Genomic DNA, 14,864 nt, shown 5'->3' with positions numbered 1-14,864 from the left:
ACCATGTCGATCGACGATCACGGGCCCCAGGGGCTCATGAATCCCGGCTCCGGCCTCGTGCCGCAGCCCACACCGGTGGCACCGATGGACGCGCAGGCTCTGCGGGAAGCGTTCGGCCGTTTCCCGAGCGGAGTGATCGCGGTGTGCGGAATGGTGGACGACCGCCCCGTCGGAATGGCGGTGAGTTCCTTCACCTCCGTATCGCTGGCTCCGCCCCTCGTCTCGGTGTGCATGCAGACCTCGTCCCGCACCTGGCCGAAGCTCAAACAGCTGCCACGGCTGGGCCTGAGTGTCCTGGGCGAGCAGCAGGGAGAGGCGTGCCGCGCGCTCGCGGGCGCGGAGGAGAACCGGTTCGCGGATGTGCACTGGGAGACGACCGGAGAAGGAGCGGTGGTCCTTCCCGGCGCGGTCACCTGGTACACCTGCATGCTCCGCGCCGAACTCCCGGCGGGCGACCACATCATCGCCCTGCTGGAGATAGACCGCCTGTGGACGCTGCCGTCGGCCGAGCCGCTGGTCTTCCACGGAAGCCGCTTCCGGCGACTCGACGACGGCGACAGGTCGCCCGTCCCCGCCTGAGCGGGGCTGTCACCAGCTCGTCCCCATACAGATCAGTTTGTTGTTGCTCAACCTCAGTGAGGAGGGCCGATGTTCAAGCACATCGCCCCGGAGTTCGGGGCCGTGGAATCCCCTTGGCTGACGGATGCCGGACGTGAGCTGCGCGATCGAATCCGCGAGCTCAGGCCGCTGATCCGGGAGCAGGCGCGCGAAGGGGAGCGGATCGGGGCGTTGACTCCCGACGTGCTCAAGGCGCTCGACGGAGCCGGCGTCTACCGGATGACGATGCCGGTCGAGTGGGGCGGCACCGCTCTGGGCGCGCGGGACCTGGTCGAGGTGGTCGCAGCCCTGGGGGAGGGTGACGGCTCGGCGGCCTGGAGCGCCTTCGTCGGTGTCGGGCTGCGCAACTTCCTCGGGCTCCAGCCGGAGCTGATCGAGGAGATCCGCAAGGACGTCGAGGGCTGGGTGGGCCCGGCTCTCGTGGGCGCCTCCGTGTTCGCGACCACGGTCGGGGACGCCCGCAAGGTCGACGGCGGCTGGATGGTCAGCGGCCGGTGGGCGTTCGGCAGCGGCTGCAAGCACGCCCGCTGGGCGATGGTCGGGGTCGCCTTCGACCCGGCGGAGGCCGGCGGCACCGGACGCGGCGTGGTGGTGCTGGAGCGCGAGCAGTTCGAGATCCTCGACGACTGGCACGTGATGGGCCTCTCCGGAACATCCAGCAACAGCCTGCGGGTCACCGAGGAGATCTTCGTGCCCGACTACCGCTTCCTCGACCTCGCCGAGTTCCCGCCGCGGCTCGACCAGATCCGGCACCACTACACCGGCGCCGCCTTCAAGCAGAGCGGCCGGGCGCTGTTGATGACCGTGGCGCTCAGCAGCACCGCGATCACGCTGGGCATGGCCCGCGGTGCGCTGTCGTGCTTCGCCGAGCAGGCGATCAAGCGTAAGCCGTTCACCCTGCCCTACCCGAGCGTCGCCGACATGGCCTCGGCCCAGGTGGCCGCCGGGCGTGCGCAGGCGATGACCGTTCTCGCCGGGTCGACGATCGAACGCTTCGCGGACCAGGTGGACGCGCGTACCGAGGCCGGTCTCGAGTTCACCGACGACGAGGAGTCGGAGATCAGCCTCGCGCTCGCGTACGCGGCGAACCTGTGCGAGGACGCCGTCAACCTGCTCCAGAAGACGCTCGGTTCCTCGACCATCTCGCTGTCCAACCCGATCCAGCGCTTCGTCCGCGACGCACGCGTGGTCACCTCGCACGGCGCGATCCGCGTCGACCCGCTCGCCGAGCAGAACGGCCGACGCCTCCTCGGGCTCAAGCCCTTCCCCATGGTCGGCGCCGCAGTGCCCCAGCGTGGCGTCAATGCCCCTCAGCCTCCGGTGAGTTGAGACTGCCGCCGGTGGGCGACCTTGCGCTTCACCTTCCCGACCCGTTCATCTTCATGTCCACAATCTGCACTGAACTGTGCAGTACGTATTGATGGAAATCCTGGTGCCTCGATGACTTCAACACCCCCGCCGCTGTCACACGACTCCTCACTGCCACCGGTGCCACCGGTACCCGCCTCACCCGTGGCCTCCCCGTGGATCACCGACGAGGGCCGCCGGATCCGTGACCGGGTGCGCGAGCTGATCCCGCTGATCCGCTCCCAGGCCCAGGAGGGAGAGAAGATCGCCGCGCTCACCCCCGAGGTGCTCGAAGCGATCAACGACGCCGGTGTCTTTCGCATGTCCATGCCCGTCGAATGGGGCGGGTACGGGCTCGGCGCACGGGACCTGGTCGAGGTGATCAGCGCGCTCAGCGAGGGCGACGGCTCCGCCGGATGGGCCGGGTTCGTGGGCGTGGGTCTGAAGAACCTGCTCGCGATGGACGCACAGGTGGTCGACGAGGTGCGCGCCGAGACCGGGAACTGGGTCGGGCCGGCCATCGTGGGCGCCTCCGTGTTCGCGACCAAGGTCGGCACGGCCCGCCCCGTCGACGGCGGCTGGATGGTCCACGGCAAGTGGGCGTTCGGCAGCTGCTGCAAACACGCGAGCTGGGCGCTGGTCGGTATCGAGTACGACCCTGCCGAAGCCGGCGGGGGCGGCGGACGCGGCATGGTCGCGCTCCGCCTGGAGCAGTACGAGATCCTCGACGACTGGAACGTCATGGGCCTGTCGGGATCGGCCAGCAACAGCCTTCGCGTGCCGGACGAGGTGTTCGTCCCGGCTCACCGCTTCATCGACCTCGCCGACTTCCCGCTACGGTTGCAGCAGGTGCGCGACCGCTACACGGGCGCCGGCTTCGCACAGCGCGGTATGGCGCTGCTGCTCTGCGCGTCACTCGCGAACATCGCGATCGCCCTGGGGATGGCGCGGGGAGCGCTCGACTGCTTCACCGAACAGGCGGCCAGGCGCAAGCCCTTCACCCTTCCCTATCCCACGATCGGCGACATGGCCTCGGCGCAGGTCGCGGCGGGCAAGGCGCTCGCGATGATCAACCTCGCCGCCGCGACCATCGAAGGCACGGCCGACCAGATCGACGCACGCACGGCGCAGGGACTCGACTTCACCCCGCCGGAGGAGTCCGAGATCAGCCTCTCCATCGCGTACGCGGCGAACGTGTGCGAGGACGCGATCAACCTGCTGCAGAAGACGATCGGCTCGTCCACGGTGAGCCTCTCGAACCCGATCCAGCGGTTCGTCCGAGACGTCCGCGTACTCACCTCGCACGGCGCGATCCGCGTCGACCCGCTGGCGGAGCAGAACGGGCGGCGGCTCCTGGGCCTGCCCCCCTTCGCCATGATCGGCGGCGCCGTCCCCGAGCGCCGTGCCTCCACAGATCCCTCCCGAGACAAGGAGCCCATCCGCGCATGAACGACTTCAGCATCATCGACGGCATCGCGCACATCAACGATCCCGCGCTGTACCAGACCTGGCTCGACCGCGAGGACTACAAGGCCGCCGTCGCCCAGGCCGACACACCCGAGCGGACCGCCGTCAAGCGTCTGCTGGTCGACTTCGAGGCGGACCTCGCACGCATCGTGCGCGACGACACGGTGCAGGAGAACGTCGTCGACGTGATGAACCGTTACATCGTCAAGGACTACGTCCAGCACGACCCGAACGCGCCCGGCAACGGCCGGGACAACATCATCGAGCACTTCCGCAACGTTCCGACCGGTCCCGGCACTCCCACTCCGCCGCCGGTGGTGAGCGTGGTCCTGGACGGCGATCTGGCGACCGTCATGATGAAGCAGCCGACGCCGGACCCGGAGAACCCCGGCAAGACCTACGACTGGTACATCGTGACGGTGTTCCGCGTGCGCGACGGCAAGCTCGCCGAGCACTGGAGCGCCTTCCGCAAGATGGCCGCGCCCATGCCGGGGAACTGAGCAGCGAGCCCGGCCCGGTCACAGACCGTCGCCGCAGCACCCGCGCCGTCCACTTCCCCGTCGCGCAGCGGACGTACACCCGCCCGGTGACGCACGGCGGGTCCGAGGCCGACCTGGTCGTTCTCGGTCCCGCCCGGCACCCGCGGCCGACGCCGCAGAACCGAGGCGCTCCCCACCCCGCATCGCAGTCCGCCGCCGCCCGCGCCCGGTGACGAACGCGTCGGCGATGCCCAAGGACGAGAAAAGAGCACGAGATGACCATGACGTTGCCCAAAGTGAGCAGGTTCCCCGAGTCGCCCTATCTCAGCGAGGAGGGACGGCGCATGCGCGACGCGGTGCGCGCGGCGGCGCCCGGCCTTGCCGAACGTGCCCGCGAGGGGGAGTTGCGGGGCGCCCTCGCACCCGAGACGGTCTCGGTACTGCACGAGGTCGGGGTGTTCCGCATCACCGTCCCGGTGGAGCTGGGCGGGTTCGCATCCGGCGCACGCGACACCGCGGAGGTCGTGCGTGAGCTCGGACGCGTCGACGCGTCGGCCGGCTGGACGGTGATCGTCTCCAGCGCCGCCCGGGGCGCGCTCGCACTGAACGACCGCGTGAAGGAGGAGGTTTTCGCTGACATCGAGACCTGGCAGGGGCCGCTGCTGTTCGGTGCCACCGTCTTCGCGCCGAAGGTCGGCGACGGCCGCAAGGTCGAAGGCGGCTGGATGGTGAAGGGCCGCTGGGCGTTCGGCAGCGGCTGCAAGATCGCGAAGTGGGCCTCGGTAGGGTTCGAGTACGACGATCCCGACACCGGGGAACGGCGTCGTGCGATGGGGCTTCTCACCCAGGACCAGTACACGATCGTCGACGACTGGCACGTCATGGGCTTGAGCGCCACGTCGAGCAACAGCGTGCGGGCCGACGAGGAGGTGTTCGTCCCCGAGTACCGGGTCATCCACACCATGGACATGCCCGCGCGCATGGACGCCCTGCGTGGCAAGTACCAGGGACTCGGATTCATGCACTCCGCGACCGGAACCATGGTCGCCACGACGACGGCGTTCGCGGCGCTCGCCCTGGGCATGGCCGAGGGCGCTCTCAAGGCCTTCGTCGAGCAGGCCGCCAAGCGGCCGCCGTTCAACCTGCCGTATCCGACCATGGCCGACATGGCCTCGACGCAGGTCGTGGCAGGCAAGGCGAGGGCCGTCATCAACACGGCCGCAGCGGTCGTCGAGCGACAGGCCGACGAGATCGACCGGCGCGCGCTTGCGGGCGAGGACTTCCACCCGTCGGAGGAACCGGAGATCACGATGGACCTGGTCCATCAGATCCACGCGTGCCTCCAGGTGATCGACGGGCTTCAGCTGGCACTGGGTTCCTCGACCGTCGGCCTGTCCAACCCGATTCAGCGGTTCGTGCGGGACGTGCATGTGCTGGCGACCCACGGCGCGTTCCGGATCGATCCGATGGCCGAGATCAACGGTCGGGACATCTTCGGACTGGAGCCGCTCCCGGTGATAGCCGCCCTCGGTTCGCCCCCTCCCGGGAAGATGCCCCCGCAGGCGGCCAACGGCAAGTTCCCGGGCCCGGTGCCGCGCCCCGCGTGAACCGATTCCACCGGTGAGCCCGAGCAGCCGTGCTCCCAAAGGTCCGGCAGCAGCGCTCCGGGCGCTCGGAGAACTCGACGCATCTACGGGCGGATGCGCGCGGTGATACCGAGAACCCGCGGCGCAGGGGCGAGGCCGCAGCCCCTGTCGGCAGGCAGCCCCCACCACTGGGCGAGCAAGCCGGTTCTGCTCCTGGTCTGTCAGGCCCTGGCTCCAGAGCCCTCACGTTGTCGGAGCCGGTCGTGCGTCGGCACGGGCCCGGGCACGGCGCCACCCGGTTCGCTGCCCGCGCGCGGTCGAGCAACGGGCCGTCGCAAAGCAGCCGTTGCCACCGGCTGCTCCCCGAAAGACGACGCAGAACATGGTCGATGTCGGCACCTCCCGGACGGCGTGCCGACGTCGACCGCCGCCCTGCGGCCGTTTCGGCGCCGCGGGCACCACTCGCCGGAACAACTCCCACAGCGGTCACAACCGAAGCGTTTCACAGCGTCACAACCCCAGCCCATGACCGATCGAGCCGCCCTCTGAATAGCTCGCCGCGCCGATGGGGCCGCGGTGCATCCGTAACGGAGGCTTTCCCATGACCACTTCCGTGCCGAGGGGCGACACCGCCCCGCCTTCGTCCGAAGCAGGCTGGAAGTCCTACCTCGCCGATCTCTGGAAGGCACCAGCGAGCGCCAAGGCCGCGCTGGCAGGCTGTCTCCTCCTCATGCTGGTCAGTCCCTCCGGCCTGTCTGCCATGACGACGTTCATCGTGCCGGCGTTCGCCAAGGACACGGGCGCCGCCAAATCCGCCGGCATTCTCGTGTTCGTCTCCATCCCGCTGCTGATCGGGCCGATCGTCCTGCCCTTCGCGGGCCGTTGGGTGGATCGACTGGGCGCACGCAAGGTCGCGATCCCCTCCGCTGTCCTCTACGCGGCGCTGACGGCCCTCGTCCCGCTGTGCGGGTCCAGCGTGCCGACGCTGGCGGTCGTGCTCATCCTGGCGTCCGTGTTCGGCTTCATGTCAGGTCTGGCTGTCGTCTTCAAGGTTGTCTCGACCTGGCTGCCGCAGCACAGGGGCATCGGATTCGCCCTCATAGGCGTCGCCTCCAGTGTGGCCGCCGCCGTGTTCTCACCCGTCTTCCAGTGGCTGATCAGCGGCAGCGCCGACCTCGGGTGGAAGGGAACCTACGTACTCGTGGCTGCGGCGATCGCACTCGTGGCGATCCCGACCACCGTGTTTCTCATCTCGGAGCCGACGGAGCCGACGGAGCCGGTGGAGCAGACGAGGCGGATGGAGCCGACGGGGCGGATGGAGCTGACAGAGGCGATGGAGCCGACGAAGCGGCATATGACGGGGCCCGAAGCAGAGCTGCCGCGGCTTCCGGGCATCCCGCTGGGCAGGGCGGTCCGGACGCGCGTCTGGATCTCCATCACGGTCTCGCTCGCCTTCGCCGCGGCCGGCCCGATGACCGTGCGGCAGAACGCGGTCGACTTCTTCGGCGAGCGCGGATTCGACGAGGCGACGGTCTCGCTGTCCTTGTCCGCGCTGTTCGCCGCGTCCGTCGTCGGACTTGTCGTCGGTGGGATGATCCTGGACAGGACCGACCGGCCCCGGGTGGTGGTCCCGATGCTCGCGGCGGTGCCGGTGGGGCTTCTGACCGCCTTCCTGAATCACGGCTCGGCGCCGCTGCTGTTCTTCGCGATGATCCTCCTCGGCTTCGCCACCGGCGCCGAGTCGTCGCTGGGACCCTTCCTCGTCGCGCGGTACTTCGGCCTCGCCTCGTTCGCGCAGTTGCAGGGATTGACGCTGGCCATCTCCACCCTGTCGCTCGGTATGTCGCCGTTCCTGGTCAGCGCGGCGCAGACCGCGACCGGAAGCTACACGGTGCCGGTACTCGCGCTCACCGCGCTGACGGTGGTCGCCGTCGTCCTGGCGGCGGTACTGCCGAAGTTCCCCCCGCCGTGGAAGGCCGAAAACGCTCCCGATCAGACCACCGAGCCGGCGTGACGGCGTAATGGCATCTCGGCGTATCGGCACGATGCCGGGACGATCCCGTCATCGCCGTACGTCCGGACCAGAGCGTCCACAACGAGCGTCCTGCCTGGTCGGAGCGTTCGAGCCGGCCACAGTGCGGGTGGGGCTGGAGCGCTGGACGAGCGACGCATCCCCGGACGGCGACGACTCGGCCGTGCCGTGTGTCGAGCGCTCCGCCGATCTTCCGCAGACCCTTCTCGCGACCTGATGCGCCGTCGGCCACGAGGCCGCCCGGCCCCGCCTCGCCCTCCCCCCATGCGGAGAACCGATGAGTGACTCCCTTTCTGTGGCGCGCTCGCCGGAGGAAAAGCGGCACTCCTCCGACGGGCAGAGCCGGTTCGGACTCATATACGCCGGCCTGATGGCCGTGATGCTGCTCGCCTCGCTCGACCAGACCATCGTCAGCACCGCACTGCCCACCGTCGTCGGTGAACTGCACGGTGTGACACACATGGCGTGGGTGACCACGGCCTACATTCTGGCCGCCACCGTGGTGATGCCCGTGTACGGCCGCCTCGGTGATCTGCTCGGCCGCAAGAGGCTCTACATCGGTGGCATCGTCATCTTCCTCGCAGGTTCGACGCTCGCCGGATCCGCGCAGGACATGGCGATGCTGATCACCGGCCGGGCCGTCCAGGGGCTGGGCGGCGGCGGGCTGATGATCACCTCGCAGGCGATCGTCGCCGATTTGGTACCGCCCCGGCAGCGCGCGAAGTACATGGCTCCGGTCGGTGTCATCTTCGGACTGTCATCCGTCGTAGGCCCGCTGCTCGGCGGTTGGTTCACCGACAGCGCCGGCTGGCGCTGGTGCTTCTGGATCAACCTGCCGGTCGGCCTGCTCGCACTTGCCGTGTGTGCCGTGGCGCTGCAACTGCCGCGCAAGGCACGCAAGGCCACGATCGACTACATCGGCATCACACTCATGACCGCGGCCGTCGCCTGCACCGTCCTGGTCGCGGACTGGGGCGGCACCGAACATTCCTGGAGCGACCCGCTCATCCTCGGCCTTGCAGGTGCGGGCGTCGGTTCCTGGATCCTGTTCTTCTACTCGCAGAGCCGCGTGGCCGAACCGGTCATCCCGTTGCGCCTGTTCCGCAGCCCCATCTTCGACATCGCGACCCTCATCGGCATGATCGTGATCGGGATCGGGATGTTCGCGGTCGTCAGCTACCTGCCGACGTATCTCCAGATGGTCTACGGCGTGACCGCCGCGCAGTCCGGCTGGTTGCTGCTGCCGATGGTGGTCGGCCTGATGGGTGCGAGTCTGCCGGTCGGCCGACAGATGAGCCGGACCGGCCGCTACAGGATCTATCCGATCGCCGGTTCGCTCGTCATCGCCGTCACGGCTCTGATGCTCTCCACCCTCGAGGTGGACACTCCCCTCACTCTGCTCTGCGGGTACCTCTTCCTCATGGGCGTGGGCATCGGCCTCATGTCCCAGACTCTCGTCCTGGCCGTGCAGAACGCCTTCCCAGCCGCCGACGTGGGGACCGCGACCTCCGCCAACAACTTCTTCCGCGAGATCGGTGCGACGGTCGGGACCGCCGCGGTCGGCGCGGTCTTCACCAGCCGACTGTCCGGCCAACTCGGCACCCGGCTGTCCTCGAGTGGCCTCAAGGCAGTCGGCGACACGGACTCCCTGACCCCCGCTCTGGTCCATGCCCTGCCGGCCCGTGTGCAGGACGCCGTGGTCGCGGCCTACCAGCACGCCCTGACCCCGGTGTTCGCCTACCTGGTCCCGTTGTTCCTCGTCGGTGCTGTGCTGGCCGTCGTGCTTCCCGAAAAACGGCTCGCCGGCGATGTCGGCGGACCAGAGAAGAAATGAGCGCGCGCCCGACGGATTGGAGACGAAGGCTCTGTGAGGGGACGGACCACACGACTTGGAAGCGCCGGAAGCCGTTGCGCCGAAAGCCACTGAGGCGCACGGTGGCAGCACTTCAACGCGACAGCGTTGCCCGGGCCCGGGCTGCCCGTTCCGACCGCGGGGTCCGCGGCGGCCGGCGGGCGGGCCGTTCACATGCCGGAGCACCAGGGCCACCAGCTGATCAACACGGTTCTGGGGGCCTGGGGACCCTGGGTACTACACCACCAAGTCGACTGCGATCACGGATGTTTCGGCGCTGCGGATTCTGGTGGTCATCGTCGTCGTTCTCGATGTGAGGCGTAGGGGTGGAGGCGACGCCGGTACGAGGGCTTCTTCAGGGGCCACTACGAGCTCGTAACAGGATCACGGGTGGGCCTTCTTGAGGCGTCGCCGGCAGATGAGGCTGCATGCCAGGGAGACGAAGGTGTCGTGGGGTTCGAGGCGTCGTTCCCGTCGGATGGCGAGGCGTTTGAACTGGTGGAGGAGGGCGAAGGCCTGCTCGACGACGTAGCGGAGTTCGTGAAGTTCAGCCGTGTGGCGTGCCTGCTACCGGTTGGCCGCGAGGAAGTCCTCCAGGATCTCGACAAACCGTGCCGGCTGCTCCTCGGCCGGGTAATGGCCGCAGTCGTCGAGGACGACCTCCGTGACGTCGTCGGCCGCCAGCCGCATCGTCTGGGCGGCGTTCGCGCCGCTCCACAGCGCGCCGCCGACGGCGAGCACCGGCAGCGTCAGCCGGGTCCTGCTGCGCTGCTCGTTCTGCGCGATCGTCTCGTCCAGCGCCCGGTAGTACGCGAAGCTCGCCCGCAGCGCGCGAGGATCCGCGGCGATCGCGTCGACGTAGACGTCGACGGCGTACGCGGGGATCGCGGTCCGCGTGGCGGCCTTGGTGGCGAACTGCCAGCCGAAGAAGAGCCGCTCCCGTCCCCGGACCAGTTCCTCGTTGAGGTCGGTGAGCCGGTTGAAGCCGAACTGCCAGAGCTTCAGGTTGACCTCGGCCGGGCCGAAGAACGGCGGGGACGGCGTGAGACCGGGGATCACTGCTTCGAGGATGGCGAGCCGGCCCACCCGCTCGGGGTGATCGGCGGCGAGGGCGTATCCGGTCCACGTACCGATGTCGTGGCCGACCACGTCGAACCGGTCGTGCCCGAGCGCGGCCATCAGCGCGACCAGATCGGCGGCGAGCGTGCCGGCGTCGTACCCGTCGTCGGGCTTGTCGGAGAGCCCGGCCCCGCGCGAGTCGACGGCCACGACGGTGTGCCGGCGGGCGAGCGCGGGCATCACTTCCCGCCAGGCGTACCAGGTCTGGGGCCACCCGCCGACCAGCAGCAGTGCCGGGCCGTCCCCACCGGTGACCGCGTGCAGCCGCAGTCCGTTCACCTCCACGAGCCGGCTGGTGAAGACGTCGAGGAATCCGTCAGGCAGCCGCAGCGAACTCAAGCTTGTCATGCCGGTGACCATACCCATCCTTGAACGATCGGTACAAGATGCGTAGGCTGACGGACCATGGCAGGCCGCAAGCAATTCGACGTGGACGAGGCGCTACGACGTGCGATGCACGTCTTCTGGCGCTGGGGTTATTCGGAGGCCTCGATCGACCGCCTGACCGAAGGCACGGGCCTGGGCCGGGGCTCGCTCTACGGCACCTTCGGCGACAAGAGCGCCCTCTTCCGCAAGAGCCTCCAACGGTACGCGCAGACCTACCACCCGCTGTACGGGCAGGCGCTGTCCGGCCCCCACCCGAGCCCGAGCGCCGTTGTGGCCGCCTTCCTGCAGGTCGCCCTGAACCGTATCGCCGACCCGACGGTCCCGGACGGCTGCCTGCTCACGGTGTCGGCAACGCAGTTCCCGGCGCTTGACGCGGAGGGCCGGGCGATGGCCCGCGCCATGATCGACGGTTTGCGGGCGAGGCTGGAGCAGGCATTGCTGGCGGCGGGGGCCGGTGAGCAGGAGGCAGCAGAGCTGGCGTTGTGCACGCTGGCGACGAACAAATCTCTGGCGGTGCTGAGCCGCGCCGGCTTCTCGGGCGAAGACCTGGCAACCGTCGCGGCAGCCGCCGCCAAGAATGCCAAGGCTCTGCCGAATCGACCGGCCGAACCGTCGGGGCCGCGATAGACGAGAACGACTCCGTCGCCCATGGATCCGCAGAGACCTTGGGGCAGCCGACGGCTCGGCAGGAAGCGACTCGGCCCAGCCCTCAGGGGGCTGAGTCGACCCCGGCGACGAAATCGTCCCACCGGGGGAAGAAGCTCACCTGAGCCGCCTCGGGCTTCGGGTTCCTGGAGCTCGTATCAGGATCATGGGTGGGCCTTCTTGAGGCGTCGCCGGCAGATGAGGCTGCATGCCAGGGAGACGAAGGCGCCGTGGAGTTCGAGGCGTCGTGACCTGGTGCCGGTTACCCGTCCTGCCCGGAAGCAGGCCCTGGCCGATCTGCTGTCACGGCTGGAGTGGGCTGCGGGCGCCGATGTGACCGGGGCAACCGCCAAGGACATCGCGGCGGTTCAGAGCGACGTCGCCCGGGACATGGGCTGGTGGTTCCGCCGTGGTCTCCGGTTAGGGTGAGAACCTCGGCATGGTGGAGCAGGCGGTCGATCATCGCGGCGGCGACAACGTCGTCGGAGAAGGTCTCTCCCCGGCGCGAAGGGCAGGTTCGCGGCGTCCTGGTCGTACGGGAGGTAGCCCACCTCGTCGATGATGATCAACTTGTGGCGGCGGATCTTCTTCAGCTCCGCTTCGAGCGGGCCGGCCTGGGGGCCGCGGCAAGGCGTGCGATCCAGTTGCCTGCGGTGTCGAACAGGGCCGAGTAGCCGGAGTGAGCGGCAGCCGGGAGGGAAGCCGTCGCGCGTCTGGGAGCCCAGCCGAGAGCACGGCTTCCACATCGTGCGTCACACGTACGCCTCGGTGATGCTCGAAGCCGGTGAGCCGATCGTCTCACCGCCTACCGTGCACGAGGTCGTCAGCGCCTCTCGTAGATGCGTTTGTGGCCGCGCAGCGATGCCAGTCGGAAGGGCCCGGTGGTCTGCGGCGGAGTGGGGTGGTCGCCGCCGTCGGTCGGGAAGGACCGCTCGTGCAGCTCGCGGTAGGCGGCGTAGTCGAGTGTCCTGCGCCGGCCGATTGCCTCGTGGTGCGCTGCGGTCCGCAGGTGCTCCCGGTAGCCGGGAACGGCGGTCCCGGCGAAGAACTCGGCGACGCTGCCGGAGCCGTAGCTGAGGAAGCCGATGGGCCGGTCGGTCAGGTCGTCCGCCTGGTCGAGCAGCGCGGCGAGGCCAAGGTACGCCGACGCTGTGTAGCTGTTGCCGACGACCCTGTTGTAGGCCGTGGTTCGCCCGACGGCTTGCTTGAGCCGGGCCTCGTCGGTGTCGTACCCGCAGGTGTTCAGCAGGTGGCGGTGCGCCTTGTAGGCCATCTTCGTGAACGGCTGGTGATAGCAGAACGCGGTGAACTCGTCGAGCGAACGGCCGCCCTGCTCCGCGTAGTCCTTCCAGGTGCTTTCCACCGCTTGCAGATATGCGGTGATGGACTCCTCCCCGTCGACCAGCGCGGCGTCACGGTAGTTCGGCCGCCAGAAGTCCATGACATCGGCGGTGAACAGGCCCGACGGTTCCTCGATGCGGACCAGCGCGGGATCCGAGGCGACCAGCATGGCCACCGCCGCCGCGCCCTGGGTCGACTCACCCGGGCTGTCCAGGTCGTACTTGGAGATGTCGCTCGCGACCACGAGGATCTGCTGGAGGGGGTCACGCAGCACGAGGCCGATGGCGAACTGCAGGGCCGCCGTGCCCCCGTAGCAGGCCTGCTTCAGCTCGACGACCCTGGTGGCCGATGGCAATCCGAGCAGCGAATGGACATACACGCCGGCCGACTTGGCCTGGTCGATCGACGACTCTGTCGCGAACACGACCGTCCGGATCCGTTCGGTGCCGTGCTGGGCGATGATCGGCGCGGCGGCGGCCGCGCCCATGGTCACGATGTCCTCGTCGGCGGCGGGTACGCTCATCGACTGCTGGCCTATACCCACATGATATTTGCCGATCTCGGTGCCGTTGTGACCGGCGAGTGCCGTGTGCGGCAGGACGAACTCGGTTGTCGCGAGTGACAGATCGTGAATTCCTATGGCGCAATCGATGGGCATGCTCTGGTACCGACCTTTGCTGTCTTGTTGTCGTGTTCCTGCTGGAAGTGAGCCGCATACGGCTGTCGACGCGGCGACTTCGTTCCACCGGCCTTGCCAGGCGGCGGCCTGGTGCCGACGGCCGCGTCGCGAGGAGGGCCGCCGCAGGACCGGTACGGGCAGCGGTGCCGCATGGTTGCGGGTGGTGGTGTCGGCCGGGAAGACGGCGGAGCGGGTACAAGCGCCCGACCTCGCGGGTGGACGGGGCCTTGCCCGGAACGATCTCGAGTCCGACGGACCGACCGCATTCAAATGGACGGTGCCGCTGTGATTGCAGGAGAAGGCACCGGCTTGCGCCGTGTCAGGGCCTCGGCGACCCGGTGATCCGGGACAGACGGTCGGTGAGCGCGGCCGTCACCTCTTTGCTCCGGTCCACCAGATAGAAGTGGCCGCCCGGAAAGACGAGCGAGTCGAACGAGGCGGTGGTGTGGTCGCGCCAGGCATCGACGTCCGCGGACGAGACCTTGGGGTCGGTCCGGCCGTTGAGCGCGGTCACGGGGCACGTCAGGGGCGGGCTGGGCACGTAGCGATAGTCCTCCACCATGTGGTAGTCCGCCCGTATGACCGGCAGGGCGAGCCGCATGAGGTCCTCGTCGGCGAAGATACGCGGGTCCGTGCCACCCAGCCTGCGCATCTGCTGGAGCAGGGTGGCATCGTCCAGCTGTGGGCCGAACTCCCGCCTGTGCCGGGACGGCGCACCGCGTCCGGACACGAACAGGGCGACCGGGGGACGGCCCATGGCTTCCAGCCGTCGGGCCGTCTCGAAGGCCACCATCGCGCCCAGGCTGTGCCCGAAGAGGGCGAACGTGCGGTCGGTCCAGGGCGTCAGCTCGGTGACGAGCGCTTCGGCGAGTGCGGCCAGGTCCTTCATCGGGGGTTCAGCCCGGCGCTCCAGGCGTCCGGGGTACTGCACTGCGAGGACCTCGGTGTCCGGTGCCAGCCGCCGGGCCAGGCCGCTGTAGAAGGTCGCCGAGCCGCCCGCGTGCGGCAGGCACACCAGCCGGGCCGGCGCCTCCGGAGCGGGCGCGTACCGCCGTATCCACGATGAGGCCAGGGGGGATTCGCGCGGGGACATGCCCCTCCTTGGGTTGGTCGTCGCCGCTCACTGTAGGGACGGCCGGATCCGGCGCGCATCCCTCGCCCTGGTAGCGGGAGGTTCGGGCCCGGCGATCTCCTACCAGGCTGAGGGATGTTCGGGGGCGGGGGCCGTCCTAGCCTCCAGGAGGACCGAGCCGAAGAACCGCGCCTGCGCACCTCCTTCGTGCGCCGCGACAACTCGTGAAGGCCGACGGCA

General features: G+C 69.1%; 11 protein-coding genes and 2 pseudogenes. 8 read left to right on the top strand and 5 right to left on the bottom strand.

The genetic code is table 11. The features are described from left to right. Positions 1 to 3 precede the first annotated feature (3 nt). The 5 genes from AB0P24_RS23905 (at position 4) to AB0P24_RS23885 (ending at position 5,518) form a co-directional block, all read left to right on the top strand. On the top strand, positions 4 to 579 hold the full coding sequence (locus AB0P24_RS23905) for a flavin reductase family protein (protein WP_365797170.1): 576 nt from the start codon (positions 4 to 6) through the stop codon (positions 577 to 579). 69 nt (positions 580 to 648) lie between these two features. Next, positions 649 to 1,947 carry an acyl-CoA dehydrogenase family protein gene (locus tag AB0P24_RS23900; protein ID WP_365797168.1) on the top strand — a complete coding sequence of 433 codons (1,299 nt, stop codon included), beginning with the start codon at positions 649 to 651 and terminating at the stop codon, positions 1,945 to 1,947. 183 nt (positions 1,948 to 2,130) lie between these two features. Next, positions 2,131 to 3,414, top strand: a complete 1,284-nt coding sequence (locus AB0P24_RS23895) for an acyl-CoA dehydrogenase family protein (RefSeq protein ID WP_365797166.1) — start codon at positions 2,131 to 2,133, stop codon at positions 3,412 to 3,414. After that, a complete protein-coding gene (locus tag AB0P24_RS23890; RefSeq protein WP_365797164.1) occupies positions 3,411 to 3,932 on the top strand; it encodes a nuclear transport factor 2 family protein in 522 nt (173 codons plus the stop codon). The genes AB0P24_RS23895 and AB0P24_RS23890 overlap by 4 nt, the downstream gene beginning before the upstream one ends. 254 nt (positions 3,933 to 4,186) lie before the next feature. Beyond that, positions 4,187 to 5,518: an acyl-CoA dehydrogenase family protein gene (locus AB0P24_RS23885; protein ID WP_365797162.1), complete on the top strand. Its 1,332-nt coding sequence runs from the start codon at positions 4,187 to 4,189 to the stop codon at positions 5,516 to 5,518. Positions 5,519 to 5,875: 357 nt separating this feature from the next. Here AB0P24_RS23885 and AB0P24_RS23880 read toward each other — a convergent pair. Continuing rightward, a pseudogene (locus tag AB0P24_RS23880) lies at positions 5,876 to 5,980 on the bottom strand (IS5/IS1182 family transposase); the annotation flags it as partial. 118 nt (positions 5,981 to 6,098) lie between these two features. Here AB0P24_RS23880 and AB0P24_RS23875 point away from each other — a divergent pair. After that, positions 6,099 to 7,511, top strand: coding sequence for an MFS transporter (locus AB0P24_RS23875; RefSeq protein ID WP_365797160.1), 1,413 nt, complete (start codon positions 6,099 to 6,101; stop codon positions 7,509 to 7,511). Positions 7,512 to 7,806: 295 nt separating this feature from the next. Continuing rightward, on the top strand, positions 7,807 to 9,363 hold the full coding sequence (locus tag AB0P24_RS23870; protein WP_365797158.1) for an MDR family MFS transporter: 1,557 nt from the start codon (positions 7,807 to 7,809) through the stop codon (positions 9,361 to 9,363). Between the two features lie 585 nt (positions 9,364 to 9,948). On the opposite strand, the gene AB0P24_RS23865 is transcribed toward AB0P24_RS23870, so the two are convergent. Continuing rightward, positions 9,949 to 10,848, bottom strand: coding sequence for an alpha/beta hydrolase (locus AB0P24_RS23865; protein WP_365797157.1), 900 nt, complete (start codon positions 10,846 to 10,848; stop codon positions 9,949 to 9,951). Positions 10,849 to 10,905: 57 nt separating this feature from the next. On the opposite strand from AB0P24_RS23865, the gene AB0P24_RS23860 reads away from it, so the two are divergent. Next, positions 10,906 to 11,514: a TetR/AcrR family transcriptional regulator gene (locus AB0P24_RS23860; protein WP_365797156.1), complete on the top strand. Its 609-nt coding sequence runs from the start codon at positions 10,906 to 10,908 to the stop codon at positions 11,512 to 11,514. A gap of 280 nt (positions 11,515 to 11,794) precedes the next feature. Here the strand turns inward: AB0P24_RS23860 and AB0P24_RS23855 are convergent. The 3 genes and pseudogenes from AB0P24_RS23855 to AB0P24_RS23845 all read right to left on the bottom strand — a co-directional run. After that, positions 11,795 to 12,022: pseudogene (locus AB0P24_RS23855) on the bottom strand (hypothetical protein); the annotation flags it as partial. 333 nt (positions 12,023 to 12,355) lie between these two features. Next, on the bottom strand, positions 12,356 to 13,531 hold the full coding sequence (locus AB0P24_RS23850; RefSeq protein ID WP_365797155.1) for a hydroxymethylglutaryl-CoA synthase: 1,176 nt from the start codon (positions 13,529 to 13,531) through the stop codon (positions 12,356 to 12,358). A gap of 340 nt (positions 13,532 to 13,871) precedes the next feature. Then, the gene (locus AB0P24_RS23845) at positions 13,872 to 14,645 is read right to left on the bottom strand and encodes an alpha/beta fold hydrolase (RefSeq protein ID WP_365797154.1); all 774 of its coding nucleotides are present in this window, start codon (positions 14,643 to 14,645) and stop codon (positions 13,872 to 13,874) included. Between the last annotated feature and the right edge of the window lie 219 nt (positions 14,646 to 14,864).

The organism is Streptomyces sp. NPDC086519, from assembly GCF_040686075.1.
Lineage (GTDB): Bacteria > Actinomycetota > Actinomycetes > Streptomycetales > Streptomycetaceae > Streptomyces > Streptomyces shenzhenensis.
The sequence above is the reverse complement of the archived record's forward strand: the minus strand, read 5'-3'. Positions and strand labels throughout refer to the sequence as shown.

What these genes read in the sequence shown, in the direction of transcription:
- AB0P24_RS23865 (WP_365797157.1), bottom strand. Translation starts at nt 10,848, where the DNA reads ATGACAAGCTTGAGTTCGCTGCGGCTGCCTGACGGATTCCTCGACGTC.
- AB0P24_RS23875 (WP_365797160.1), top strand. Translation starts at nt 6,099, where the DNA reads ATGACCACTTCCGTGCCGAGGGGCGACACCGCCCCGCCTTCGTCCGAA.
- AB0P24_RS23890 (WP_365797164.1), top strand. Translation starts at nt 3,411, where the DNA reads ATGAACGACTTCAGCATCATCGACGGCATCGCGCACATCAACGATCCC.
- AB0P24_RS23860 (WP_365797156.1), top strand. Translation starts at nt 10,906, where the DNA reads ATGGCAGGCCGCAAGCAATTCGACGTGGACGAGGCGCTACGACGTGCG.
- AB0P24_RS23845 (WP_365797154.1), bottom strand. Translation starts at nt 14,645, where the DNA reads ATGTCCCCGCGCGAATCCCCCCTGGCCTCATCGTGGATACGGCGGTAC.
- AB0P24_RS23900 (WP_365797168.1), top strand. Translation starts at nt 649, where the DNA reads ATGTTCAAGCACATCGCCCCGGAGTTCGGGGCCGTGGAATCCCCTTGG.
- AB0P24_RS23905 (WP_365797170.1), top strand. Translation starts at nt 4, where the DNA reads ATGTCGATCGACGATCACGGGCCCCAGGGGCTCATGAATCCCGGCTCC.
- AB0P24_RS23885 (WP_365797162.1), top strand. Translation starts at nt 4,187, where the DNA reads ATGACCATGACGTTGCCCAAAGTGAGCAGGTTCCCCGAGTCGCCCTAT.
- AB0P24_RS23870 (WP_365797158.1), top strand. Translation starts at nt 7,807, where the DNA reads ATGAGTGACTCCCTTTCTGTGGCGCGCTCGCCGGAGGAAAAGCGGCAC.
- AB0P24_RS23850 (WP_365797155.1), bottom strand. Translation starts at nt 13,531, where the DNA reads ATGCCCATCGATTGCGCCATAGGAATTCACGATCTGTCACTCGCGACA.